This is a genomic window from Enterococcus sp. C57, assembly GCF_040887305.1.
Lineage (GTDB): Bacteria > Bacillota > Bacilli > Lactobacillales > Enterococcaceae > Enterococcus_B > Enterococcus_B hirae.
Window position 1 is genome coordinate 79,191 of record NZ_JBFOFP010000004.1, and the last position, 22,278, is coordinate 101,468.

A 22,278-nucleotide genomic window follows, 5' to 3' on the forward strand; every position below is an offset into this window, starting at 1 on the left:
TTTTTATGTTTTTAAAATGAACTATTTTTGCTAATTTTTATAACTAATATCAGGGTTGTTATTTTTGATGAGGTGAGTCGATAATTGATACGCCTTGTGCGGAGCCGACGACGACTTTTGAAACCATATTTAAAAACAGTCCATGTTCAACGACACCAACCAGTTGATCAAGGTACGTTGCCAAAGCTTCAGGGTCATTGATCACTTCTAAATGTAAGTCAATAATGTAATGACCACTGTCTGTTTTGACTATCTGACCTGTTTCGGTCTGACGTAAAACAGGTTGGTAACCTTTCTCATCAAAGATCCGCATCAATTGTTGAGCGCCATAAGGAATCACTTCTACTGGAAGAGGGAACTGCCCAAGCTGCTCCACTAATTTTGATTCATCAACGATCCAAATGACTTGTTTTGAATACGTAGCAACAATTTTTTCAAAAAGTAATGCTGCGCCACCACCTTTAATTCCTTGAAATGCTTTACTGATTTCATCAGCACCATCGATCGTGAGATCAACTACGGGTACTTCATCAATACTCTTAAGAGGGATACCTAATTTTTCTGCTTGTTCTTTAGTGGCATTCGATGTAGTGACACCAGTGATGTTTAATCCTTCTTCACGCATTCTTCTACCGATTTCTTCTACCATATAATAGGCTGTAGAACCGGTACCCAAACCAACGATCATTCCGTCCTTCACAAATTTAGCTGCTTCAATTCCAGCTGCTTGTTTCAAATTCATCTGTTGTTCCCACCTTTTTTTTCGTCTCTATTCATAGCTATTTTATATTGAATGATTGGAAAAAGATAGCGTCCTTTTTTTAATTTCAAATGGCTAAAAAAAATACATAACACTGGTTGACAGAGTACTTTATTCATGATATCCTAACCAAGGTGCTTTATCTACAGGTCTCTGGTAAAGAGACGTGCTGACTGTTTATCAAAGCATATTTGATAAAGATGCAGAATTGCATTTATTTTTTATCGCAAAAAAAGAACCACCTGGATGTGTGGAACTAGACGCGAATCGTGGGAAGGAGGAAACAAGGAATGCCTACAATTAACCAATTAGTACGTAAACCTCGTAAATCAAAGGTGGAAAAATCTAATTCACCTGCTTTGAACAAAGGATATAACAGCTTTAAGAAAACTCAAACAAACGTGAACTCTCCTCAAAAACGTGGGGTAGCAACACGTGTGGGTACAATGACACCTAAAAAACCGAACTCAGCTTTACGTAAATATGCTCGTGTTCGTTTGTCAAACTTAATTGAAGTTACTGCTTATATCCCAGGGATTGGTCACAACTTACAAGAACATAGCGTAGTATTACTACGTGGTGGACGTGTAAAAGACTTACCAGGGGTACGTTACCATATCGTTCGTGGTGCACTTGATACAGCTGGTGTAAACGACCGTAAACAAAGCCGTTCTAAATACGGTACTAAAAAACCTAAAGCTTAATTTTAATTATTAAACAAATGAAACTTGTTCTTACTATGTTAAGAGAGTAAGGCAATTACTATGAAGAATATTTCGGAAGGAGGAGTTACGGATGCCACGTAAAGGTCCTGTTGCAAAACGTGATGTTTTACCAGATCCTATTTATAACTCAAAATTAGTAACTCGCTTGATCAACCGTGTAATGGTTGACGGAAAACGCGGTGTTGCAGCTAGTATTATTTATAACGCCTTTGATTTGATTAAAGAATCTACAGGTAATGATCCATTAGAAGTGTTTGAACAAGCTATGAAAAATGTTATGCCTGTTCTTGAAGTTAAAGCACGTCGTGTTGGGGGTTCAAACTATCAAGTACCAGTTGAAGTTCGCCCTGAACGTCGTACAACTTTAGCTCTTCGTTGGGTAGTAAACTACGCTCGCTTGCGCGGTGAACACACAATGGAAGAACGCTTAGCAAAAGAAATCATGGATGCTGCAAACAACACTGGTGCTTCTGTTAAAAAACGTGAAGACACTCATAAAATGGCTGATGCCAACCGTGCATTTGCTCATTATCGTTGGTAAGATCCTCTCTGCCTGTTGGGTTAAACGACAGCAGAAAGTCAATTTACAATCGATTTAAATAAAGAGAGGAGTAAGAAAATGGCAAGAGAATTTTCGCTAGAAAAAACTCGTAATATTGGTATCATGGCTCACGTTGATGCAGGTAAAACTACAACAACAGAGCGTATCTTGTACTATACTGGTAAAATCCATAAAATTGGTGAAACCCACGAAGGAGCTTCACAAATGGACTGGATGGAACAAGAACAAGAACGTGGTATCACAATTACATCTGCTGCGACTACAGCGCAGTGGAAAGGTTACCGTGTAAACATCATCGACACACCAGGACACGTAGACTTCACAATTGAAGTTCAACGTTCTCTACGTGTATTAGATGGTGCGGTAACTGTACTTGACTCACAGTCAGGTGTTGAACCTCAAACTGAAACAGTTTGGCGTCAAGCAACTGAGTACCGAGTGCCTCGTATCGTATTCTGTAACAAAATGGATAAAATCGGTGCGGACTTCTTGTACTCAGTAAAATCATTGCATGATCGTTTGCAAGCAAACGCGCATCCAATCCAATTGCCAATCGGTGCTGAAGAAAACTTCACTGGTATCATCGACTTGGTTAAAATGAAAGCTGAAATCTATACAAATGACTTAGGAACAGATATTCAAGAAACTGAAATTCCTGAAGAATATTTAGAACAAGCTCAAGAATGGCGCGAAAAATTAGTCGAAGCTGTTGCTGAAACAGACGAAGAACTAATGATGAAATATCTTGAAGGTGAAGAAATCACACAAGAAGAATTGATTGCTGGTATCCGCCGTGCAACAATTAATGTTGAATTCTTCCCTGTATTAGCTGGTTCAGCGTTCAAGAACAAAGGGGTTCAATTAATGTTGGATGCCGTTCTTGATTACTTGCCTTCTCCAGTTGATATCGAAGCAATCAAAGGGATCGATACAAAAACAGACGAAGAAACAACACGTCCAGCTGACGATGAAGCTCCTTTTGCTTCATTAGCGTTTAAAGTAATGACTGACCCATTCGTAGGTCGTCTAACTTTCTTCCGTGTTTATTCTGGTGTCCTTGAAAGTGGTTCATATGTATTGAACGCTTCTAAAGGCAAAAAAGAACGTATCGGACGTATTCTACAAATGCACGCCAACACTCGTCAAGAAATTGATAAAGTGTACTCAGGTGATATCGCCGCTGCTGTTGGATTGAAAGATACAACAACTGGGGATACATTATGTGCATTAGACTCACCGGTTATTCTTGAGTCAATCGAATTCCCTGACCCAGTTATCCAAGTTGCTGTTGAACCTAAATCAAAAGCAGACCAAGATAAAATGGGTGTTGCGTTGCAAAAACTTGCTGAAGAAGATCCTTCATTCCGAGTTGAAACAAACGTTGAAACTGGTGAAACTGTTATCTCAGGTATGGGTGAGTTGCACTTAGACGTTTTAGTAGACCGTATGAAACGTGAATTTAAAGTTGAAGCAAACGTTGGTGCTCCACAAGTTTCATACCGTGAAACATTCCGTGAAGCAACAAAAGCTGAAGGTAAATTCGTACGTCAGTCTGGTGGTAAAGGTCAATACGGTCACGTATGGGTTGAATTTACACCAAACGAAGAAGGTAAAGGCTTCGAATTTGAAAATGCAATCGTCGGTGGGGTCGTTCCTCGTGAATACATCCCTGCTGTTGAAAAAGGACTAGAAGAATCTATGAATAACGGTGTTCTTGCTGGCTATCCATTAGTGGATATCAAAGCAAAACTTTACGATGGTTCATACCATGACGTCGATTCAAATGAAACAGCCTTCCGTGTTGCTGCATCTATGGCTTTAAGAGCTGCTGCAAAACACGCACGTCCTGTTATTTTAGAACCAATGATGAAAGTAACGATTACTGTTCCAGAAGATTACTTAGGTGATATCATGGGACACGTAACTAGCCGACGCGGTCGCGTTGAAGGTATGGAAGCACATGGTAACTCACAAATCGTTAATGCGATTGTTCCATTGGCTGAAATGTTCGGTTACGCAACAACATTGCGTTCAGCAACTCAAGGACGCGGTACATTTATGATGGTATTTGACCACTATGAAGATGTTCCTAAATCAGTCCAAGAAGAAATCATTAAGAAAAACGGCGGTAAAGCTGAATAATTTCTTAAAACAAGATCGTCTGTTTGACAGATTATCTAAAGAGACTGTATTTTTAATATAGTTTCGTGTAAAATAATTATCGATGATATGGGCATGTGATAGACTTTTGGTTTATCACATACCTATCAGACAAATAAAAAATATATTGTATTTTTAGGAGGACATTTTAAAATGGCAAAAGAAAAATTTGACCGTTCTAAACCACACGTTAACATTGGTACAATCGGACACGTTGACCACGGTAAAACAACTTTAACAGCAGCAATCACAACTGTACTATCTAAGAAAAACGGCGGCCAAGCTATGGCTTACGATCAAATCGATGGTGCTCCAGAAGAACGCGAACGCGGAATCACAATTTCAACAGCTCACGTTGAGTACGAAACTGACACTCGTCACTACGCTCACGTTGACTGCCCAGGACACGCGGACTACGTTAAAAACATGATCACTGGTGCTGCTCAAATGGACGGAGCTATCTTAGTAGTATCTGCTGCTGATGGTCCTATGCCTCAAACTCGTGAACATATCCTATTATCTCGTCAAGTTGGTGTTCCATACATCGTTGTATTCTTGAACAAAGTAGATATGGTTGACGACGAAGAATTACTAGAATTAGTTGAAATGGAAGTTCGTGACTTATTAACAGAATACGAATTCCCTGGTGACGATGTTCCTGTAGTTGCTGGTTCAGCTTTGAAAGCTTTAGAAGGCGACGCTTCTTACGAAGAAAAAATCCTTGAATTGATGGCTGCAGTTGACGAATATATCCCAACTCCAGAACGTGACAACGACAAACCATTCATGATGCCAGTCGAAGACGTATTCTCAATCACTGGTCGTGGTACTGTTGCTACAGGTCGTGTTGAACGTGGACAAGTTCGCGTTGGTGACGTTGTAGATATCGTTGGTATCGCAGAAGAAACAGCTCAAACAACAGTTACTGGTGTTGAAATGTTCCGTAAATTATTAGACTACGCTGAAGCTGGAGACAACATTGGTGCTTTACTACGTGGTGTTGCACGTGAAGACATCCAACGTGGACAAGTTTTAGCTAAACCAGGTACAATCACACCTCATACAAAATTCTCTGCAGAAGTATACGTGTTGACAAAAGAAGAAGGTGGACGTCATACTCCATTCTTCACTAACTACCGTCCACAATTCTACTTCCGTACAACTGACGTAACAGGTGTTGTTGAATTACCAGAAGGAACTGAAATGGTTATGCCTGGCGACAACGTAACAATGGAAGTTGAATTAATCCACCCAATCGCTATCGAAAACGGTACTAAATTCTCAATCCGTGAAGGCGGACGTACAGTTGGTGCCGGTGTCGTTACTGAAATCAAAGCTTAATCTTTGATCAACTGAATTGTAAGCAACATTGTATTCGGACAATAAAAAGTCATGGTGTCATTAGACATCATGGCTTTTTTTATGGCTTATTTTAAACTTTATTGAGTAAATGAAAGCATTTTGTTTGACAAAAGGAAAAAAAGATGTTGACAAAAAAACGTTCCCTCGATAAAATTAAAGCGTTAACATATTTATTTTTCATGTGACTAGATCATACTAGGCATGGGAAGATTCCGTCGATAAGGAGACTTTGGTGGAATTTTTCTATGCTTTTTTTGTTGTCAAGCTTAAGATTGATAAAGGATGATTGGTCCATGAAGTAACTTTAATTCTGCAGAAAAAGGGTTATTAATATGAAAATCAAAAAGATTTTTAATCAAAATGCGGTCTTAGTCGATGACGATGGACAAGAAAAGGTCGCAATTGGTAAAGGTGTTGGATTCGATAAAAAGCGCAATGACTTGATTTTTCATCGAGAAATTGAGCGGATGTTTGTGATGGAGCCAGAAAGTCAAATGAAATTACAAAGTTTGCTGAATCAAATTGACGAAAAGTTTCTTTTTGCCGCTGAACACATCATTGATCATGCAGAAACAGTTTTAATGAAAAAGCTGAACGAGCATGTGTTGATCGCGTTAACGGATCATATTGCTTTTGCTGCTGAAAATATTCATAATGGAATTGTTATTCGAAATAAATTACTGCGAGAAATCGAGGCGCTGTACCACGAAGAATTTAGTATTGCGCAATGGGCAGTTGATTATTTGAATCACACTTTAGCTATTCCTTATACATATGATGAAGCGGGTTATATAGCGATACATATCCATAGTGGTCATAGCGGACAAACTAGTAATCATCGTAGCATTCGCGAAGTCACGATCGTGTCGGAAATTATCCAGTTGATTGAAAAAGAGCTGAGGATCGATATCCATTCCGAACAAATGGCACTGAATTATTCTCGTTTAGCAAACCATCTTCGGTTGTTGATCCAACGGTATCACAATCAGCAGTATGCGGTCTTAGACGAGGAGATTATTGAGATAGTCAAACGAAAATATTCAGGAAGTTATGCAGTCGCAAAAAAAATTCGAGTACTTTTAACTAAACAATATCAAATGTCTATTACAAGCGAAGAACTTGGTTATTTAGTTATTCATATCGAACGCTTGCGAGGGACAACAGAATAGGAGAACAAAATGAAAACATACTTACAACGAATGGGACGTTCCTTGATGTTACCAGTAGCAACCCTACCAGTAGCTGCTTTATTCATGGGGATTGGTTATTGGATCGATCCGACTGGTTGGGGTGGCAATAACATTTTTGCCGCTTTTATGATCAAAGCTGGAGGAACAGTCTTAGATAATTTAGGAATCATTTTTGCTGTTGGATTAGCATTGGGGATGTCTAAGGACAAAGATGGTTCATCAGCATTGGCAGGATTGATCGCCTTTTTAGCACCAGTCACATTAGTCAATAGTGCTTCTGTTGCATTGTTTACTAAAGTGGATGTTGAAAAAGTGAATATCGCTTTTGATGCAATCAATAATAAAAATGTATTTATTGGAATTTTGGCAGGCTTAGTCGCTGGTGCGATGTATAATCGCTTCAGCGGAGTTAAATTACCAATGGCGTTGTCTTTCTTTAGTGGAAAACGAGCAGTACCGATCGTAACAGCTGGTTTAATGGCAATTATTTCTGCTTTATTGATTTTTGTTTGGCCACCAGTTTATGATACATTGGTTAGTTTCGGTGAATTGATCTCTGGAATGGGCGCGTTAGGTGCTGGTCTATATGGCTTCTTCAACCGTTTGCTGATTCCAACTGGTTTACACCATGCACTTAACAATGTTTTTTGGTTCAATTTAGCTGGAATTGATGATATCGGTAAATTCTGGGCAAGTGAAGGGGTAAAAGGAGTCACCGGTATGTACCAAGCTGGTTTCTTCCCGGTCATGATGTTTGGGTTACCTGCTGGTGCACTTGCTATCTATCAATGTGCGCGACCAGAAAAGAAAAAAGTGACCGCATCTTTGATGTTAGCTGCCGCTTTCGCTTCTTTCTTTACAGGGGTGACTGAACCGTTAGAATTTTCATTTATGTTTGTCGCTTGGCCATTGTACGTCGTTCATGCTGCTTTAACAGGGATTTCGATGTTTATCGCAGCAACCTTCCATTGGACAGCGGGCTTTAATTTTAGCGCCGGCTTTATTGATTTCTTCTTAAGCTTACGTGTACCTATTGCCAATCAACCATTAATGCTATTGGTATTAGGCTTGGCGATGGGTGTGATTTATTACTTTACATTTTTATTTGTCATCAAAAAATTCAATTTGATGACGCCGGGGCGTGAAGAAGATACTGGAGTTGCAGAAAATGGGGAAGTAGGAACAGTGCCAACTGGTGACAATCGATTTGCCACGCTAGCTAATCAACTTTATCAAGCATTAGGTGGTGCAACGAACGTTGTTTCCATTGACAATTGCACGACACGTTTACGCTTGTATGTAAAAGATACGGCAAAAGTTGATCAAGGGAAAATCAAAGCAACTGGTGTTCCAGGCCTGAAAGTAATTGATGCCAAAAATATTCAAGTGATCGTTGGAACGGAAGTCCAATTTGTTGCAGATGAAATGAAAAAAATTCATGGAAGTAGTGGCAAAGGAACTGCTCAGTCCACGCCTACTGTGACAACCAAAACAGTCGTTGATCCACAAAACCAAGATATTTTTGCGGTAGCAAATGGGAAGCTAATGCCAATCACAGAAGTGGCGGATGATGTCTTTTCACAAAAAATGATGGGAGACGGGTTTGCGGTTCTACCAACGAATGGCGAAGTGTTTGCTCCAATCGCTGGTACGATTATCAATATTTTTCCAACGAAACATGCAGTTGGTATCAAAACGGAATCAGGAATTGAAGTTCTCTTGCATATGGGGATCGATACCGTGAACTTAAAAGGAGCGCCTTTTACGATCTACGTTGAAGAGGGACAAAAAGTCGCACGTGGTCAATTAATTGCAACCATGGACTTGGTGGCACTACAATCGGCAAACAAACAATCAGATCTGATCGTTGCTTTTACCAATGGTGAAAAAGTGGCGAAGCTAACGATGGATGCTAGTGGGGTAGTTAAAGCAAATGCTGTGATTGGTCATGTTAAGAGTAATTAAGGAAGAAAACTACTGACACCAATCAATAGTTACTTATTTTTATCGTTTCGTCTATTCATCACTTTTATGTACTCTGATGTATCATGTAAAACACCGAAGACAGGTTTTTGCCTGCTTCGGTGTTTTTTGTCTTTTTTGCCACTTTTTGTAAACGCTTTTAAAAATGTCCAGAGTAATGGACAGAACAAAAAATGAGTTGTCAGAAAATTCCGTTATAGTATAAACAAGGAGGTTGAACAAATGCAGCTAAGCAAAAGAGAGAAAGAAATGGTCGAATACTTTGTTAAACATGGCTTATCCCTTACAGCTCAGGAGTTAGCTGAATTTGCCCATGTTTCTACGAAAACGGTCTACCGTACGATTAAAAAGATAAATGATGTGTCTGAAAACGGGGAAATCATTTTGGCAGAGGCAGGCAAAGGATTTCGGTTAGACTACGATAAATATTTAAATGTGAGTGCAACGCATAATGAAAGTCGAACGAGTCAAGGACCTTTGGAAAGAAGAAATGCGATTTTGCTTAATTTGTTGTTTAAGGCACCCAAGAAGTTATTAATCAATGAATTGTTCCATCCGTATTATGTGAGTGATCCGGTAATTAGTAATGATTTGGCTAAGATCAGTTTATTTTTAATGAAAAACCACCTCCAACTTAAACGACAAGGTACCCGAATTGGTATCGAAGGAACAGAAAAACATATTCGTAAAGTAGTGAATATGCTATTAAGTATCCATTTATTGGAAGATAAACAAGTGGTTCCTAGTCACCCAATGATCAGCTCATTTGATATCAATTTTATTACTTCGATCGTTGAGTTTATCGAACAAAAACTAGTCAGTCGAATTGCCTATCCATATGCAATGAATATTTTTTCTCATATTTATATCTTAGTCAAACGCTTCCGTGAAGGGGTCGTGTATTTAGAAGAAGATACATGGGATTTAGATGAAGAAGATCAGGCGCTGATCCATTATAACCAGGAACTGTACCAACTATCAAAGCAAGTCATGCTCAAATTAGGTCAATATTTAAATACGACTCTCCCTGAAAGTGAAACTTTTTATCTTTTTCAATACTTGATTTCCTCCAGGATCGAAAATGGTTCGATTAAACATCAAAATATCTCAAATGAAGCTGAAGAAATCACCCGTTTTTTTTCTGCTACGATGAGCCGGCTCATGGGAGTGGCGATTGATCAAGAACGAAACCGACATGATTTGTATAGTCACATTCAGCCGCTATTGTATCGATTAAAACATGAGATCACAATCAAAAATGATTTATTGCACGACATTGAATTAGAGTACCAGGAAACGTTTCAATTAGTAGAATTTGTCAGTAAAATGGTCCAAAAAAAATTTCATACAAACCATATATCCAAAGATGAAATTGGATTTTTAACATTATACTTTGTGAGATACAAAGAGTTAGCCCCAATAAAAAAACGTGTATTGATCATGTGTAGTAGTGGTGTTGGAACTTCAGAACTATTGAAAGTCAAAGTAAAAAAAGCCTTTCCTGAATTAGAGATTATTGCTGTTTTATCTTCTCGGCAGTACCAGAAAAACCAAGCGGAATTTAGTAAGATCGATTTGATTTTAACAACGGTTTGTTTGAATGAGCCACCGAAGATTCCCACGATATTAGTAAACTCAGTATTTACCAAGCAAGACGAAAAACGTGTGAAGCAAATGTTAGGAGAGATGTGAAATGGTTACAAAACAGGTAATGTCAGAATTTAGTATCGCAAATGTGATTACAGAAAAACTGATACGTTTAGAAATGAAAGCGAAAACAAAAAAAGAAGCGATTCTCGAATTAAGTGAATTACTAAAAGAAAACGGCATTATCAAAGATGTTGATGATTTTTCATCAGATGTCTTTCAACGGGAGAAAGAAGGAATCACAGGGATTGGAAACGGTGTGGCGATTCCCCACGGAAAATCAGCGAGTGTCATTCAGACTTCTTTGGTTGTGGGTAAAGTCGAGACCCCGATCCCTTGGGAATCATTAGATGAGCAGCCTGTAAAGGTCATTATCTTATTTGCAGTAAAAGATACAGATGCCAATACCGTTCATATCAAATTGTTACAAAAAGTAGCAATGTTATTAGCAGAAGATACCATTATCGAAAAAATGAATCAGGCAACTAGTAAAGCAGAATTAATGGAACTATTAGCAAAAGAACCAACTGTCTAAAAGAAAAGGAGGAAGAAAAAATGAAGATCGTCGGAGTAGCAGCCTGTACTTCAGGAATTGCACATACGTATATTGCCAAACAAAAATTAGAAAAAGCAGCAAAAGCATTAGGACATGAAGTGCACATCGAAACACAAGGAACAATTGGTACAGAAGACGAGTTATCGAAGGAGGAGATCAAGCAGGCAGATGTCGTCATTATTGCAGCAGATATCAAAATTGGTGGCAAGGAGCGGTTCGAAGGAAAAAAAGTGATTGAGATTCCTACGAACATGGTCATTAAAGCACCGAAAGGGTTGATTACTAAAATTGAAGAAGAACTCAGTAAAACATAAAAGGAGAGGAATTGGATGCTTCGTCAACTACAATTAAAAAAGCATGCACTGACAGCTATTTCATACATGTTACCAGTTGTTGTGACCGCTGGACTCTTGATCGCTATTGGGAATTTAACAGGTGGGCAAGTCATCAATGATTATCAAGCGTCTTATTCTGTACCCGATGCCTTAGTTTCTCTAGGGGTTTTGGGCATGGGATTATTGGCTCCAGTGATTTCTGCAGCGATTGCCTATTCCATTGCCGATCGCCCAGGGATTGGTCCAGGTTTGTTTATGGGGTTAATTGCCAATGCCATTGGCGCAGGTTTTTTAGGTGGTATGTTAGGCGGTTACTTGGTGGGGTTCTTTGTCCTATTATTGGTGAAATATCTCAAAGTTCCTAAGTGGGCACAAGGATTGATGCCGATGATGATCATCCCACTGTTAGCGACCCTTAGTATCGGTTTATTGATGTTTTTCGTGGTAGGTGTGCCGATTGTTTGGGCAACAGAAGCGATGACCGATTTTTTACAAGGACTACAAGGTTCTGGAAAATTCCTCTTTGGGTCAATTGTCGGTGGGATGGCTGCCTTTGATTTTGGTGGACCAGTCAATAAGGTAGCCTCATTGTTTGCTGATGGGATGCTTTTGGAAGGTGTGCAAGAACCAGAAGCTGTGAAAGTGTTAGCGTCAATGGTTCCGCCTTTCGGTGTCACCATTTCATGGGTTTTATCTAAGTTATTTCGGCAAACAAAATATTCAAAAGAAGAAGAAAACAACATTAAGATTGCTTTTCCGATGGGACTTTGCATGATTACGGAAGGCGTTATCCCCTTAGCGGCAGTTGATCCGCTTCGTGTGATCATTTCGTGTACAGCTGGTGCAGCGATTGGCGGAGGTTTGAGTATGTCGTGGGGAATTGGGTCACCAGTTCCTTCTGGTGGGGTCTTTATTATCCCAGCAATGACGGATCCGTTGAAGTTTACCTTTGCCTTATTGATTGGTTCTGCAGTTACCGGCATTCTATTGTTTGTTTTGAAAAAGGCGCCAGCTGAACACCCTGTCGTAGAGGAAGAAGAGGAAGAAGTAGATTTTTCTTCTATTAAATTATCTTAAAAACTGTAGGGAGAAGGATTTGATATGTATGTGTCAATGAAAGAGATGCTCAAAAAAGCAAATCAAGAAAACTATGCTGTCATGGCGATCAATTGTTTTAATCTAGAAACAGCAAAAGCAACGATCCAAGCTGCTGAGGAATTACATGCGCCGATCATCATAGATTTATTGCAAGATCACTTAAAGCAACACATCAATTATCATTATTTAACGAAGCCCATCATCCGTATGGCACAGGATGCCAAAGTCGAAGTAGCGATTAATCTAGATCATGGTCAAGACATCGCATTTGTCAAACAGTGCTTACAAGAAGGATTTTCCAGCGTCATGATGGATGCTTCGATGTATCCCTTGGATCAGAATATCGAAATAACGAGAGCGATGGTTCAATTTGCCCAAACGTATGATGCGAGCGTAGAAGCAGAAGTAGGAAATATGGGGGCAGTCACAGGCGACCATTTTACAGATGATGCCATGTGTACGGACCCAGCAGAAGCAATCCGATTGATCAATGAAACGGGTGTGGACTGCTTAGCGATTTCCTATGGCTCCAGTCACGGAGATTATCCTAAAGGGTACAAACCACGTTTTCGTTTCGATATTGTTCAAGAAATAAAAGAGAAGACTCAACTTCCGTTAGTTTTACATGGGGGGTCAGGAGCGGGAAAAGACAACATTCGCCAATCCATTGAGTTAGGGATCAATAAGATTAATGTTGGTTCTGATTTTATGAAGGCGCAACAACAAAGATGCCAACAGCTTCTACAACAGGAGCCAACGATCGAATACCCAACTCTCATCCAACAAACAGTCATAGCAGGAAAAGAGTTAGTTCAGCAATACATTCAACTATCAGGTTCAACCAATAAATCATAGAAATGGAGAAAATAGACGATGTTAATCAATATGAATCAAATGTTAGAAATTGCCAAGGAAAATCATTTTGCAGTAGGGGCGTTTAACGTTGCTGACAGCAACTTTTTACGAGTAGTCATTGAGGCGGCAGAAGAAAATGATGCACCCGCAATCATTGCAGTCCATCCGACAGAATTAGACTTTACCAAAGATGAGTTTTTCCAATATGCAGTGAGCCGAGCGAAAAACAGCGCTGTGCCTTTCGTTATCCATATGGATCATGGCGATAGCTTAGCAAGTATCATGCGAGGGATTCATTGTGGGTTTAGTTCAGTTATGATCGACGGATCCTTGTTGCCATTTGAAGAAAATATTGCACTAACAAAAGAAGTGGTAGATGTTTGCCATAAGATCGGGGTCTCGGTTGAAGGCGAACTAGGAACGATTGGTAACACGGGTACTTCAGTAGAAGGCGGTGTATCGGAAGTCATTTATACGAAGCCGGAAGATGCACAGGAATTTGTGGAACGTACAGGAATCGATTCGTTAGCGGTGGCAATCGGAACCGCTCATGGTATCTATCCAAAAGATGTCAAGCCAGCATTGAAAATGGATGTTTTAACAAGTATTAAAGAAAAAGTAGCCATTCCGCTAGTTTTACATGGAGGATCTGCTAACCCAGACGAAGAAATTGAGAAAGCAGTGCAAATCGGTATTCAGAAAGTCAATATTTCATCCGACTATAAATATGCTTTTTATAAAAAGTGTCGTGAGATCTTAGCTACAACAGAGCTATGGGACCCAAATGCCATTTATCCTGAATGTATCGCAGCAGCAAAAGAAGTGGTGAAGCAAAAGATGGAACTCTTCCATTCAATCAACCAAGCAAAAGTCTATCGTCAAGCGAATATTCAACCTTGGCGACAAGAACAGAACTAAAAAAAAAATCCAAACTTTGTTTTTCAAGAAAAGTGTATGGCTTAGATCGGCTATCACTTCCGATAGTTAATAGAATAAAAAACCGTAGAAACCAACATGATTGGGGGTTCTGCGGTTTTTTTGAATAACTGATGATAGGCGAACTACTATAGGAAGGAAGTTTAGTAGAAATAAAATGTGACATTTAAGGATAAGAGACATCTAAAGTTATCTAAATGAAAACTTATGAAAACAAATTGTTTTTTACAGGAAAAAAGCCTTGCTTTGTGGATTTAGATATATTATAATTACAAAGGTGCGTTTACCTAAACGTAAATGTCACAGACGTGATCTATAGGATTTCGTCGGCTAAGAAACGAGAGGTTGCGACACGCCCGGACGCTTTGCCACGAACGAGCGTGACGGAAATTTTCGTGGAGCTATGTCTACTTTTCAAAATAGGCGAAGGAGGGAACAAGATGGCAAAACAAAAAATTCGTATCCGTTTAAAAGCGTATGAACACCGTATTTTAGATCAAGCGGCGGATAAAATCGTGGAAACTGCAAAAAGAACTGGAGCTAGCGTGTCTGGTCCAATTCCATTACCAACTGAACGCAGTCTTTACACAGTTATTCGTGCGACTCACAAATACAAAGATTCACGCGAACAATTCGAAATGCGTACACACAAACGTCTTATCGACATTGTGAACCCAACACCAAAAACTGTTGATGCTTTGATGAAGCTAGACTTACCATCTGGTGTTAACATCGAAATCAAACTATAATATTAAAATAAAATTAATGGAGGTGTACTCATGACCAAAGGAATCTTAGGGAAAAAAGTGGGAATGACACAAATCTTCACTGAATCTGGCGAATTAATTCCAGTAACTGTTGTAGAAGCTACTCCAAACGTAGTGCTACAAGTGAAAACAATGGAAACTGATGGCTACGAAGCTATTCAAGTTGGTTACCAAGATATGCGTGAAGTTTTATCAAACAAACCTGCGAAAGGTCATGTTGCAAAAGCAAACACGGCTCCTAAGCGCTTCATTCGTGAATTCAAAAATGTTGAGCTAGGAGAATATGAAGTAGGAAAAGAAATTACAGTAGATGTTTTCCAAGCAGGAGACATTATTGATGTAACAGGTACTACGAAAGGTAAAGGATTCCAAGGGGTTATCAAACGTCACGGCCAAAGCCGCGGACCAATGGCTCACGGTTCTCGCTACCATCGTCGTCCTGGGTCAATGGGTCCAGTTGCACCTAACCGTGTATTCAAAAACAAACGTCTTGCTGGCCGTATGGGTGGCAACCGCGTAACAATCCAAAACTTGGAAGTTGTTCGCGTTGATGCAGAAAGAAACGTTATCTTAATTAAAGGAAATGTTCCTGGAGCTAAAAAATCATTAATCACTATCAAATCAGCTGTGAAAGCTAAATAATAGTAGGAAGAAAGGAGGAACTAAGGAATGCCGAATGTAGCATTATTCAAACAAGATGGAAGCCAAAACGGTGAAATCACACTTAACGAAGAAATCTTCGGAATTGAACCAAATGAAAGTGTTGTTTACGATGCAATCGTTATGCAACGTGCGTCATTAAGACAAGGAACACATGCGGTTAAAAACCGTAGTGCTGTTCGAGGCGGTGGACGTAAACCATGGCGTCAAAAAGGAACTGGTCGTGCTCGTCAAGGATCAATCCGCTCACCACAATGGCGTGGAGGTGGCGTAGTCTTTGGACCAACACCACGTTCTTACAGCTACAAACTTCCTAAAAAAGTTCGTCGTTTAGCAATGAAATCTGTATTGTCAGAAAAAGTTGCTGAAAACAACTTGGTAGCAATTGAAGGATTAAGCTTCGATGCACCAAAAACAAAAGAATTTAAACAAGTTCTTGCTAACTTATCTATTGACTCTAAAGTATTGGTTGTTCTAGAGAATGGTAACGACTTTGCTGCTTTATCAGCACGTAACTTACCAAACGTAACTGTAGTAACTTCTGATAACGTAAGTGTTCTAGATGTTGTTTCAAATACAAAAGTGTTAGCAACACAAACTGCTCTTACTCAAATTGAGGAGGTGCTTGCATAATGAACTTACTAGACGTAATCAAACGCCCAGTGATCACTGAAAAATCAATGCTTGCCATGGATGACAAGAAATATACTTTTGAAGTGGACACTCGTGCAAACAAAACTTTAGTAAAACAAGCGGTTGAAGCTGCTTTTGACGTAAAAGTTAAAAACGTGAACATCGTGAACGTACGTGCGAAATTCAAACGTATGGGCAAATATGCAGGATATACAAAAAAACGTCGCAAAGCGATCGTTACATTGACTGAAGATTCAAAAGAAATCCAATTATTCGAAGCTGCTGAATAAGCACTTACTAGATAACTCATTAAATTAGGAGGGAAAAACGTGGCGATTAAAAAGTACAAACCTACCTCAAATGGTCGTCGTAACATGACAGGTTCTGATTTTGCTGAAATCACAACATCAACACCTGAAAAATCATTGTTACAACCATTGAAAAACCATGCTGGACGTAACAATAACGGCCGCATCACTGTACGTCACCAAGGCGGCGGACACAAACGCCAATATCGCGTGATCGACTTCAAACGTAACAAAGATAACGTTGTTGCAACTGTTCAAACGATCGAATACGATCCAAACCGTTCAGCTAACATCGCGTTAGTACACTATGAAGATGGAGTGAAAGCTTACATCTTAGCACCAAAAGGACTACAAGTTGGAATGAAACTTGTTTCAGGTCCAGATGCAGATATCAAAGTCGGAAATGCTCTTCCTTTAGAAAACATTCCAGTTGGTACTGTTATCCACAATATTGAAATGAAACCTGGTAAAGGTGGACAATTAATCCGTTCTGCTGGTACAAGTGCTCAAGTACTTGGTAAAGAAGGCAAATACGTATTGATCCGCTTAAACTCTGGTGAAGTTCGTATGATCTTAGCTGCTTGCCGTGCAACAATCGGTTCAGTAGGTAACGAACAACACGAATTGATCAACATCGGTAAAGCTGGACGCTCTCGTTGGATGCGTAAACGCCCAACTGTACGTGGTAGCGTAATGAACCCTAACGATCACCCACACGGTGGTGGTGAAGGTAAAGCTCCTATCGGACGTAAAGCACCAGTTTCTCCTTGGGGACAACCAGCACTTGGTTACAAAACTCGTGATAAAAAAGCTAAATCAGACAAACTTATTGTTCGTCGTCGTAAAAATAAATAATTTCTTTGACCATGTGTCGCACATTTTGAGAGGAGGTTCACCATGGGTCGTAGTTTAAAGAAAGGACCTTTCGTTGATGAGCATTTAATGAACAAAGTTGAAGCTCAAGCAGGGGTTGAAAAGAAAAAAGTTATCAAAACTTGGTCTCGTCGTTCGACCATTTTCCCAAGTTTTGTTGGATATACCATCGCAGTATACGATGGACGTAAACACGTACCAGTTTACATCCAAGAAGATATGGTAGGACACAAACTAGGTGAATTCGCACCAACAAGAACTTATCGTGGCCATGCTGCAGACGATAAGAAAACGAAACGCTAATTGAGGGGAGGATAAAACCAAATGGCAGAACAAATCACATCAGCTAAAGCAACTGCAAAAACAGTTCGCACTTCACCTCGAAAAGCCCGTTTAGTAATTGACCTTATCAGAGGTAAAAGTGTTGCGGATGCAATTTCAATCTTGAAATTCACACCAAACAAATCTGCTGGAATCATTGAAAAAGTATTGATGTCAGCAGTTGCGAATGCAGAAAACAATTTTGACTTAGATGTTGAAAACTTGGTAGTATCTGAAGCATTTGTTAACGAAGGACCAACAATGAAACGTTTCCGTCCACGTGCAAAAGGATCAGCTTCTCCAATCAACAAACGTACAAGTCATATCACGGTAGTCGTATCAGAAAAATAAGGAGGGATAATCAGTGGGTCAAAAAGTACATCCAATTGGAATGCGTGTAGGCATCATCCGCGACTGGGATGCTAAATGGTATGCTGAAAAAGAGTATGCAGAGTTCTTACACGAAGATTTAAGAATCCGTAAATTTATTTCAACTAAACTTGCTGATGCTGCTGTATCAACAATTGAAATCGAACGTGCTACAGGCCGTGTTAACATTTCAATTCACACAGCAAAACCAGGTATGGTTATTGGTAAAGGCGGATCTGAAGTCGAAAACCTAAGAAAAGAATTAAATAAATTAACTGGTAAAAGAATCCATATCAACATCGTGGAAATCAAAAAACCAGATCTAGATGCAAAATTAGTAGGTGAAGGAATCGCACGTCAATTAGAAAATCGTGTTGCTTTCCGTCGCGCTCAAAAACAAGCCATCCAACGTTCAATGCGTGCTGGCGCTAAAGGGATCAAAACTCAAGTATCTGGACGTCTAAACGGTGCGGACATCGCTCGTTCAGAAGGATACTCAGAAGGAACTGTTCCTCTTCACACATTACGTGCGGATATTGATTACGCATGGGAAGAAGCAGATACAACATACGGAAAACTAGGAGTTAAAGTGTGGATCTATCGTGGAGAAATTCTTCCAACTAAAAAAAACACTGAGAAAGGAGGGAAATAATCATGTTAGTACCTAAACGTGTAAAACACCGTCGTGAATTCCGCGGAAAAATGCGCGGGGAAGCCAAAGGTGGTAAAGAAGTAGCATTCGGTGAATACGGTTTGCAAGCTGTTGATTCACATTGGATCACTAACCGCCAAATCGAAGCTGCTCGTATCGCAATGACTCGTTACATGAAACGTGGTGGGAAAGTATGGATTAAAATTTTCCCTCACAAATCTTATACTGCCAAAGCAATTGGGGTACGTATGGGTTCTGGTAAAGGGGCACCTGAAGGATGGGTTGCACCAGTAAAACGTGGTAAAATCATGTTTGAAATTGCAGGCGTGTCTGAAGAAGTGGCTCGTGAAGCGTTACGTCTAGCTTCTCACAAATTACCAATGAAAACTAAGATCGTAAAACGTGAGGAAATGGGTGGTGAATCGAATGAAGGTTAAAGAAATCAGAGAATTAACCACTGCCGAAATGCTTGATCAAGAAAAACAATTAAAAGAAGAATTGTTTAATCTTAGATTCCAATTAGCAACAGGTCAATTAGAAAACACTGCACGTATTAAAGAAGTACGTAAATCGATTGCACGCATCAAAACTGTATTGCGTGAACAAGCTAAGTAATTATGGAAGGAGGCCATTAAGCGTATGACTGAAGAAAGAAATCAACGCAAAGTTTATCAAGGTCGCGTGGTATCTGACAAAATGGATAAAACCATTACAGTTTCTGTTGAAACAAAGAAAAACCACCCTATCTATGGCAAACGCATGAACTATTCTAAGAAATACAAAGTGCATGATGAAAACAACACAGCTAAAGTTGGCGACATCGTGAAAATTATGGAAACTCGTCCATTATCAGCTACAAAACGTTTCCGTTTGTTGGAAGTAGTCGAAGAAGCAGTTATTATCTAATAACACGAGATTTTCCTATATAGATTGAATGCAAAATCTGAAAGGAGGATACACAACGTGATCCAAGCAGAAAGCCGTTTAAAAGTCGCTGATAATTCAGGCGCACGTGAAATTTTGACGATCAAAGTCCTTGGTGGTTCTGGTCGTAAAACTGCTAACATCGGTGATGTGATCGTTGCTACGGTTAAACAAGCAACGCCAGGTGGGGTTGTCAAAAAAGGTGACGTCGTAAAAGCCGTTATCGTTCGAACAAAATCAGGAGCTCGTCGTACAGACGGTTCATATATTAAATTTGATGAAAATGCTGCAGTGATTATTCGTGATGATAAAAGCCCTCGTGGAACGCGTATCTTTGGGCCGGTTGCACGTGAACTACGTGAAAACAACTTCATGAAGATCGTTTCACTAGCACCAGAAGTTTTATAATCTTGAGACACTTATCAAAGGAGGTGCGAAACAGTTATGTTTGTTAAAAAAGGCGATAAAGTTAAAGTTATCACTGGAAAAGACAAAAATAAAGAAGGCGTTGTATTAGCAGCGTTTCCGAAAAAAGATAAAGTCATTGTCGAAGGTGTGAATGTTGTTAAAAAACACCAAAAACCTTCTCAAGCTGCTCCTCAAGGTGGAATTGTTGAGATGGAAGCACCAATTCATGTTTCTAACGTGATGGTGATCGACTCTACTGGCGTAGCTGGCCGAGTTGGCTACAAAGAAGTAGATGGCAAAAAAGTCCGCGTTTCTAAAAAAACCGGTGAAGTTTTAGATAATAAATAAGTTTAAGGAAGGAGGGGCTTACTGAATGAACCGCCTAAAAGAAAAATATCTTAAAGAAGTAACTCCATCATTGATGGAAAAATTTAACTATAGCTCTGTTATGCAAACACCTAAAGTTGAAAAAATCGTCATCAACATGGGTGTTGGTGATGCGGTATCAAACGCTAAAAACTTAGATAAAGCAGTTGAAGAATTAACTTTGATCACTGGACAAAAACCAATGATTACTAAAGCTAAAAAATCAATCGCTGGATTCCGTTTACGTGAAGGAATGCCAATTGGGGCAAAAGTTACCTTGCGCGGAGAAAGAATGTACGAATTTCTAGACAAATTGGTTTCAGTTTCTCTACCACGTGTACGTGACTTCCATGGTGTAAGTAAAAAAGCCTTTGACGGTCGTGGAAACTATACTTTAGGTATTAAAGAACAATTGATCTTCCCAGAAGTAGATTACGATTTAGTAGATAAAGTACGTGGTATGGACATCGTTATTGTAACGACAGCTAACTCAGATGAAGAATCTCGTGAGTTGTTGACACAATTAGGCATGCCATTCCAAAAATAATTAAAGGAGGCGAACTACGTGGCTAAAAAATCAATGATTGCTAAAAACAAACGCCCTGCAAAACATTCAACACAAGCTTACACTCGTTGCGAACGTTGCGGACGTCCACATTCAGTTTATCGTAAGTTCCATCTTTGCCGTATTTGCTTCCGCGAACTTGCCTATAAAGGTCAAATTCCCGGCGTGAAGAAAGCTAGCTGGTAAAAAAGTAAATTCGCATAAGAAGGAGGTAAAAGATCAATGGTCATGACAGATCCAATTGCAGATTTTCTAACTCGTATCCGTAACGCAAACATGGTTAAACATGAGTCTTTAGAAGTTCCTGCATCAAAAATTAAACGTGACATCGCTGAAATCTTAAAACGTGAAGGTTTCGTTCGTGATGTTGAATATATCGAAGATGACAAACAAGGCGTGATCCGTGTTTTCCTAAAATTTGGTAAAAACGGCGAACGTGTTATCACTAACTTAAAACGTATCTCTAAACCAGGTTTGCGTGCTTATGTCAAAGCTGACGAAGTACCAAAAGTATTGAACGGTTTAGGTATCGCAATCATTTCGACTTCTGAAGGTGTTGTTACTGATAAAGAAGCTCGTGAAAAAAATATCGGCGGCGAAGTTATCGCTTACGTATGGTAATCAACTAGAATTTACAAGGAGGTGTCTTTAAGTGAGCCGTATTGGAAATAAAGTTGTTGTGATCCCTGAAGGAGTAACAGTTACTCAAGATGGAAACAACATTACAGTTAAAGGACCTAAAGGTGAATTAACACGTACTTTCTCTTCTGATATCAAAATGAATATCGAAGGAAACGAAGTGACTTTCACTCGTCCAAATGACAGTAAAGAAATGAAAACAATCCATGGAACAACTCGTGCTAACTTCAACAACATGGTTGTAGGTGTTAGTGAAGGATTCCAAAAAGCATTAGAATTGATCGGGGTTGGGTACCGTGCGCAATTACAAGGATCAAAACTTGTCTTGAACGTAGGTTACTCACATCCAGTAGAAATCACACCACCAGCTGGCGTAACTGTTGAAGTACCAGCTAACACACAAGTAATTGTTAAAGGTGCGAACAAAGAAGAAGTTGGCGAATTAGCTGCGAACATTCGCGGAACTCGTCCTCCAGAACCTTATAAAGGTAAAGGTATTCGTTATGTTGGCGAATATGTACGCCGTAAAGAAGGTAAAACTGGTAAATAGTTTAGAAAAATTGCATAGAAGCCAGCAGCAGGAAAAAAGGATTTTGCAGAAGTTTACCTTCATTCAAAAGAAAT

30 protein-coding genes are annotated in these 22,278 nt (G+C 39.5%); 29 read left to right on the forward strand and 1 reads right to left on the reverse strand.

What is annotated here, in order from left to right; all coding sequences use genetic code 11:
* Positions 1-58: 58 nt before the first annotated feature.
* Positions 59-742, reverse strand: a complete 684-nt coding sequence (gene rpiA, locus AB5M32_RS05960) for a ribose-5-phosphate isomerase RpiA (RefSeq protein WP_010736793.1) — start codon at positions 740-742, stop codon at positions 59-61.
* A 308-nt stretch (positions 743-1,050) separates the two neighbouring features.
* On the opposite strand from rpiA, the gene rpsL reads away from it, so the two are divergent.
* From rpsL to rplF, 29 genes are all read left to right on the forward strand, one after another.
* Positions 1,051-1,464 carry a 30S ribosomal protein S12 gene (gene rpsL, locus AB5M32_RS05965; RefSeq protein WP_002294318.1) on the forward strand — a complete coding sequence of 138 codons (414 nt, stop codon included), beginning with the start codon at positions 1,051-1,053 and terminating at the stop codon, positions 1,462-1,464.
* Positions 1,465-1,555: 91 nt separating this feature from the next.
* Entirely contained in the window at positions 1,556-2,026 is a 471-nt protein-coding gene (gene rpsG, locus AB5M32_RS05970; protein ID WP_010720461.1) for a 30S ribosomal protein S7, read from the forward strand.
* 78 nt (positions 2,027-2,104) lie between these two features.
* Entirely contained in the window at positions 2,105-4,189 is a 2,085-nt protein-coding gene (gene fusA / locus AB5M32_RS05975; RefSeq protein WP_010720460.1) for an elongation factor G, read from the forward strand.
* A 171-nt stretch (positions 4,190-4,360) separates the two neighbouring features.
* Positions 4,361-5,548, forward strand: a complete 1,188-nt coding sequence (gene tuf / locus AB5M32_RS05980; protein ID WP_010720459.1) for an elongation factor Tu — start codon at positions 4,361-4,363, stop codon at positions 5,546-5,548.
* A gap of 353 nt (positions 5,549-5,901) precedes the next feature.
* A complete protein-coding gene (locus tag AB5M32_RS05985; protein WP_368024367.1) occupies positions 5,902-6,738 on the forward strand; it encodes a PRD domain-containing protein in 837 nt (278 codons plus the stop codon).
* Positions 6,739-6,747: 9 nt separating this feature from the next.
* Entirely contained in the window at positions 6,748-8,724 is a 1,977-nt protein-coding gene (gene nagE / locus AB5M32_RS05990) for an N-acetylglucosamine-specific PTS transporter subunit IIBC (protein ID WP_053766558.1), read from the forward strand.
* A 240-nt stretch (positions 8,725-8,964) separates the two neighbouring features.
* Entirely contained in the window at positions 8,965-10,434 is a 1,470-nt protein-coding gene (locus tag AB5M32_RS05995) for a PRD domain-containing protein (RefSeq protein ID WP_094940659.1), read from the forward strand.
* Between the two features lies 1 nt (position 10,435).
* Positions 10,436-10,924: a PTS sugar transporter subunit IIA gene (locus tag AB5M32_RS06000; protein ID WP_053766556.1), complete on the forward strand. Its 489-nt coding sequence runs from the start codon at positions 10,436-10,438 to the stop codon at positions 10,922-10,924.
* Between the two features lie 20 nt (positions 10,925-10,944).
* Complete coding sequence (locus AB5M32_RS06005; RefSeq protein ID WP_010736797.1) at positions 10,945-11,259, forward strand: PTS fructose transporter subunit IIB; 315 nt, start codon at positions 10,945-10,947, stop codon at positions 11,257-11,259.
* A gap of 15 nt (positions 11,260-11,274) precedes the next feature.
* A complete protein-coding gene (locus AB5M32_RS06010) occupies positions 11,275-12,357 on the forward strand; it encodes a PTS fructose transporter subunit IIC (RefSeq protein WP_010720453.1) in 1,083 nt (360 codons plus the stop codon).
* Positions 12,358-12,381: 24 nt separating this feature from the next.
* Positions 12,382-13,233 (forward strand): class II fructose-bisphosphate aldolase, encoded by an 852-nt coding sequence (locus AB5M32_RS06015; protein WP_010720452.1) that lies wholly within the window; start codon positions 12,382-12,384, stop codon positions 13,231-13,233.
* 18 nt (positions 13,234-13,251) lie between these two features.
* Positions 13,252-14,151, forward strand: coding sequence for a ketose-bisphosphate aldolase (locus tag AB5M32_RS06020; RefSeq protein WP_178286983.1), 900 nt, complete (start codon positions 13,252-13,254; stop codon positions 14,149-14,151).
* 458 nt (positions 14,152-14,609) lie between these two features.
* Positions 14,610-14,918: a 30S ribosomal protein S10 gene (gene rpsJ, locus AB5M32_RS06025; protein WP_010720450.1), complete on the forward strand. Its 309-nt coding sequence runs from the start codon at positions 14,610-14,612 to the stop codon at positions 14,916-14,918.
* Between the two features lie 30 nt (positions 14,919-14,948).
* On the forward strand, positions 14,949-15,578 hold the full coding sequence (rplC, locus tag AB5M32_RS06030) for a 50S ribosomal protein L3 (protein WP_002290445.1): 630 nt from the start codon (positions 14,949-14,951) through the stop codon (positions 15,576-15,578).
* A 27-nt stretch (positions 15,579-15,605) separates the two neighbouring features.
* Positions 15,606-16,229 carry a 50S ribosomal protein L4 gene (gene rplD, locus AB5M32_RS06035; RefSeq protein ID WP_010720449.1) on the forward strand — a complete coding sequence of 208 codons (624 nt, stop codon included), beginning with the start codon at positions 15,606-15,608 and terminating at the stop codon, positions 16,227-16,229.
* Positions 16,229-16,519: a 50S ribosomal protein L23 gene (gene rplW / locus AB5M32_RS06040; protein WP_002290449.1), complete on the forward strand. Its 291-nt coding sequence runs from the start codon at positions 16,229-16,231 to the stop codon at positions 16,517-16,519. Before rplD ends, rplW begins: the two co-directional genes overlap by 1 nt.
* Positions 16,520-16,558: 39 nt before the next feature.
* Positions 16,559-17,392: a 50S ribosomal protein L2 gene (gene rplB / locus AB5M32_RS06045; RefSeq protein WP_010720448.1), complete on the forward strand. Its 834-nt coding sequence runs from the start codon at positions 16,559-16,561 to the stop codon at positions 17,390-17,392.
* A 42-nt stretch (positions 17,393-17,434) separates the two neighbouring features.
* Entirely contained in the window at positions 17,435-17,713 is a 279-nt protein-coding gene (gene rpsS, locus AB5M32_RS06050) for a 30S ribosomal protein S19 (protein ID WP_010720447.1), read from the forward strand.
* 21 nt (positions 17,714-17,734) lie between these two features.
* Entirely contained in the window at positions 17,735-18,082 is a 348-nt protein-coding gene (rplV, locus tag AB5M32_RS06055; RefSeq protein ID WP_002288657.1) for a 50S ribosomal protein L22, read from the forward strand.
* A 13-nt stretch (positions 18,083-18,095) separates the two neighbouring features.
* Positions 18,096-18,752: a 30S ribosomal protein S3 gene (rpsC, locus tag AB5M32_RS06060; protein ID WP_010720446.1), complete on the forward strand. Its 657-nt coding sequence runs from the start codon at positions 18,096-18,098 to the stop codon at positions 18,750-18,752.
* Between the two features lie 2 nt (positions 18,753-18,754).
* A complete protein-coding gene (gene rplP, locus AB5M32_RS06065; RefSeq protein WP_010720445.1) occupies positions 18,755-19,189 on the forward strand; it encodes a 50S ribosomal protein L16 in 435 nt (144 codons plus the stop codon).
* Positions 19,179-19,367 (forward strand): 50S ribosomal protein L29, encoded by a 189-nt coding sequence (gene rpmC, locus AB5M32_RS06070; protein WP_002288664.1) that lies wholly within the window; start codon positions 19,179-19,181, stop codon positions 19,365-19,367. The genes rplP and rpmC overlap by 11 nt, the downstream gene beginning before the upstream one ends.
* 24 nt (positions 19,368-19,391) lie before the next feature.
* Positions 19,392-19,658, forward strand: coding sequence for a 30S ribosomal protein S17 (gene rpsQ, locus AB5M32_RS06075; protein ID WP_010720444.1), 267 nt, complete (start codon positions 19,392-19,394; stop codon positions 19,656-19,658).
* 57 nt (positions 19,659-19,715) lie between these two features.
* Positions 19,716-20,084: a 50S ribosomal protein L14 gene (gene rplN / locus AB5M32_RS06080; RefSeq protein WP_002288669.1), complete on the forward strand. Its 369-nt coding sequence runs from the start codon at positions 19,716-19,718 to the stop codon at positions 20,082-20,084.
* Positions 20,085-20,120: 36 nt separating this feature from the next.
* On the forward strand, positions 20,121-20,432 hold the full coding sequence (gene rplX, locus AB5M32_RS06085) for a 50S ribosomal protein L24 (protein ID WP_010720443.1): 312 nt from the start codon (positions 20,121-20,123) through the stop codon (positions 20,430-20,432).
* 25 nt (positions 20,433-20,457) lie between these two features.
* Positions 20,458-20,997 (forward strand): 50S ribosomal protein L5, encoded by a 540-nt coding sequence (gene rplE / locus AB5M32_RS06090; protein WP_002288671.1) that lies wholly within the window; start codon positions 20,458-20,460, stop codon positions 20,995-20,997.
* A gap of 18 nt (positions 20,998-21,015) precedes the next feature.
* Positions 21,016-21,201 (forward strand): type Z 30S ribosomal protein S14, encoded by a 186-nt coding sequence (locus AB5M32_RS06095; RefSeq protein ID WP_002356214.1) that lies wholly within the window; start codon positions 21,016-21,018, stop codon positions 21,199-21,201.
* A 36-nt stretch (positions 21,202-21,237) separates the two neighbouring features.
* Positions 21,238-21,636, forward strand: coding sequence for a 30S ribosomal protein S8 (gene rpsH / locus AB5M32_RS06100; protein WP_002288675.1), 399 nt, complete (start codon positions 21,238-21,240; stop codon positions 21,634-21,636).
* Positions 21,637-21,667: 31 nt separating this feature from the next.
* Complete coding sequence (gene rplF / locus AB5M32_RS06105) at positions 21,668-22,204, forward strand: 50S ribosomal protein L6 (protein WP_010720442.1); 537 nt, start codon at positions 21,668-21,670, stop codon at positions 22,202-22,204.
* The last annotated feature ends 74 nt before the right edge of the window (positions 22,205-22,278 follow it).

Excerpts from the sequence above, each read along its gene's own strand:
- rpsH (WP_002288675.1), top strand. The coding sequence starts at position 21,238 with ATGGTCATGACAGATCCAATTGCAGATTTTCTAACTCGTATCCGTAAC.
- rpsQ (WP_010720444.1), top strand. The coding sequence starts at position 19,392 with ATGACTGAAGAAAGAAATCAACGCAAAGTTTATCAAGGTCGCGTGGTA.
- rpiA (WP_010736793.1), bottom strand. The coding sequence starts at position 742 with ATGAATTTGAAACAAGCAGCTGGAATTGAAGCAGCTAAATTTGTGAAG.
- nagE (WP_053766558.1), top strand. The coding sequence starts at position 6,748 with ATGAAAACATACTTACAACGAATGGGACGTTCCTTGATGTTACCAGTA.
- rplD (WP_010720449.1), top strand. The coding sequence starts at position 15,606 with ATGCCGAATGTAGCATTATTCAAACAAGATGGAAGCCAAAACGGTGAA.
- rplW (WP_002290449.1), top strand. The coding sequence starts at position 16,229 with ATGAACTTACTAGACGTAATCAAACGCCCAGTGATCACTGAAAAATCA.
- AB5M32_RS05995 (WP_094940659.1), top strand. The coding sequence starts at position 8,965 with ATGCAGCTAAGCAAAAGAGAGAAAGAAATGGTCGAATACTTTGTTAAA.
- rpsS (WP_010720447.1), top strand. The coding sequence starts at position 17,435 with ATGGGTCGTAGTTTAAAGAAAGGACCTTTCGTTGATGAGCATTTAATG.
- rplX (WP_010720443.1), top strand. The coding sequence starts at position 20,121 with ATGTTTGTTAAAAAAGGCGATAAAGTTAAAGTTATCACTGGAAAAGAC.
- rpsG (WP_010720461.1), top strand. The coding sequence starts at position 1,556 with ATGCCACGTAAAGGTCCTGTTGCAAAACGTGATGTTTTACCAGATCCT.
- rpsJ (WP_010720450.1), top strand. The coding sequence starts at position 14,610 with ATGGCAAAACAAAAAATTCGTATCCGTTTAAAAGCGTATGAACACCGT.
- fusA (WP_010720460.1), top strand. The coding sequence starts at position 2,105 with ATGGCAAGAGAATTTTCGCTAGAAAAAACTCGTAATATTGGTATCATG.
- AB5M32_RS06000 (WP_053766556.1), top strand. The coding sequence starts at position 10,436 with ATGGTTACAAAACAGGTAATGTCAGAATTTAGTATCGCAAATGTGATT.
- rplP (WP_010720445.1), top strand. The coding sequence starts at position 18,755 with ATGTTAGTACCTAAACGTGTAAAACACCGTCGTGAATTCCGCGGAAAA.
- rpsL (WP_002294318.1), top strand. The coding sequence starts at position 1,051 with ATGCCTACAATTAACCAATTAGTACGTAAACCTCGTAAATCAAAGGTG.
- AB5M32_RS05985 (WP_368024367.1), top strand. The coding sequence starts at position 5,902 with ATGAAAATCAAAAAGATTTTTAATCAAAATGCGGTCTTAGTCGATGAC.
- rplE (WP_002288671.1), top strand. The coding sequence starts at position 20,458 with ATGAACCGCCTAAAAGAAAAATATCTTAAAGAAGTAACTCCATCATTG.
- rpmC (WP_002288664.1), top strand. The coding sequence starts at position 19,179 with ATGAAGGTTAAAGAAATCAGAGAATTAACCACTGCCGAAATGCTTGAT.
- tuf (WP_010720459.1), top strand. The coding sequence starts at position 4,361 with ATGGCAAAAGAAAAATTTGACCGTTCTAAACCACACGTTAACATTGGT.
- AB5M32_RS06005 (WP_010736797.1), top strand. The coding sequence starts at position 10,945 with ATGAAGATCGTCGGAGTAGCAGCCTGTACTTCAGGAATTGCACATACG.
- AB5M32_RS06015 (WP_010720452.1), top strand. The coding sequence starts at position 12,382 with ATGTATGTGTCAATGAAAGAGATGCTCAAAAAAGCAAATCAAGAAAAC.
- rplC (WP_002290445.1), top strand. The coding sequence starts at position 14,949 with ATGACCAAAGGAATCTTAGGGAAAAAAGTGGGAATGACACAAATCTTC.
- rplV (WP_002288657.1), top strand. The coding sequence starts at position 17,735 with ATGGCAGAACAAATCACATCAGCTAAAGCAACTGCAAAAACAGTTCGC.
- AB5M32_RS06020 (WP_178286983.1), top strand. The coding sequence starts at position 13,252 with ATGTTAATCAATATGAATCAAATGTTAGAAATTGCCAAGGAAAATCAT.
- AB5M32_RS06010 (WP_010720453.1), top strand. The coding sequence starts at position 11,275 with ATGCTTCGTCAACTACAATTAAAAAAGCATGCACTGACAGCTATTTCA.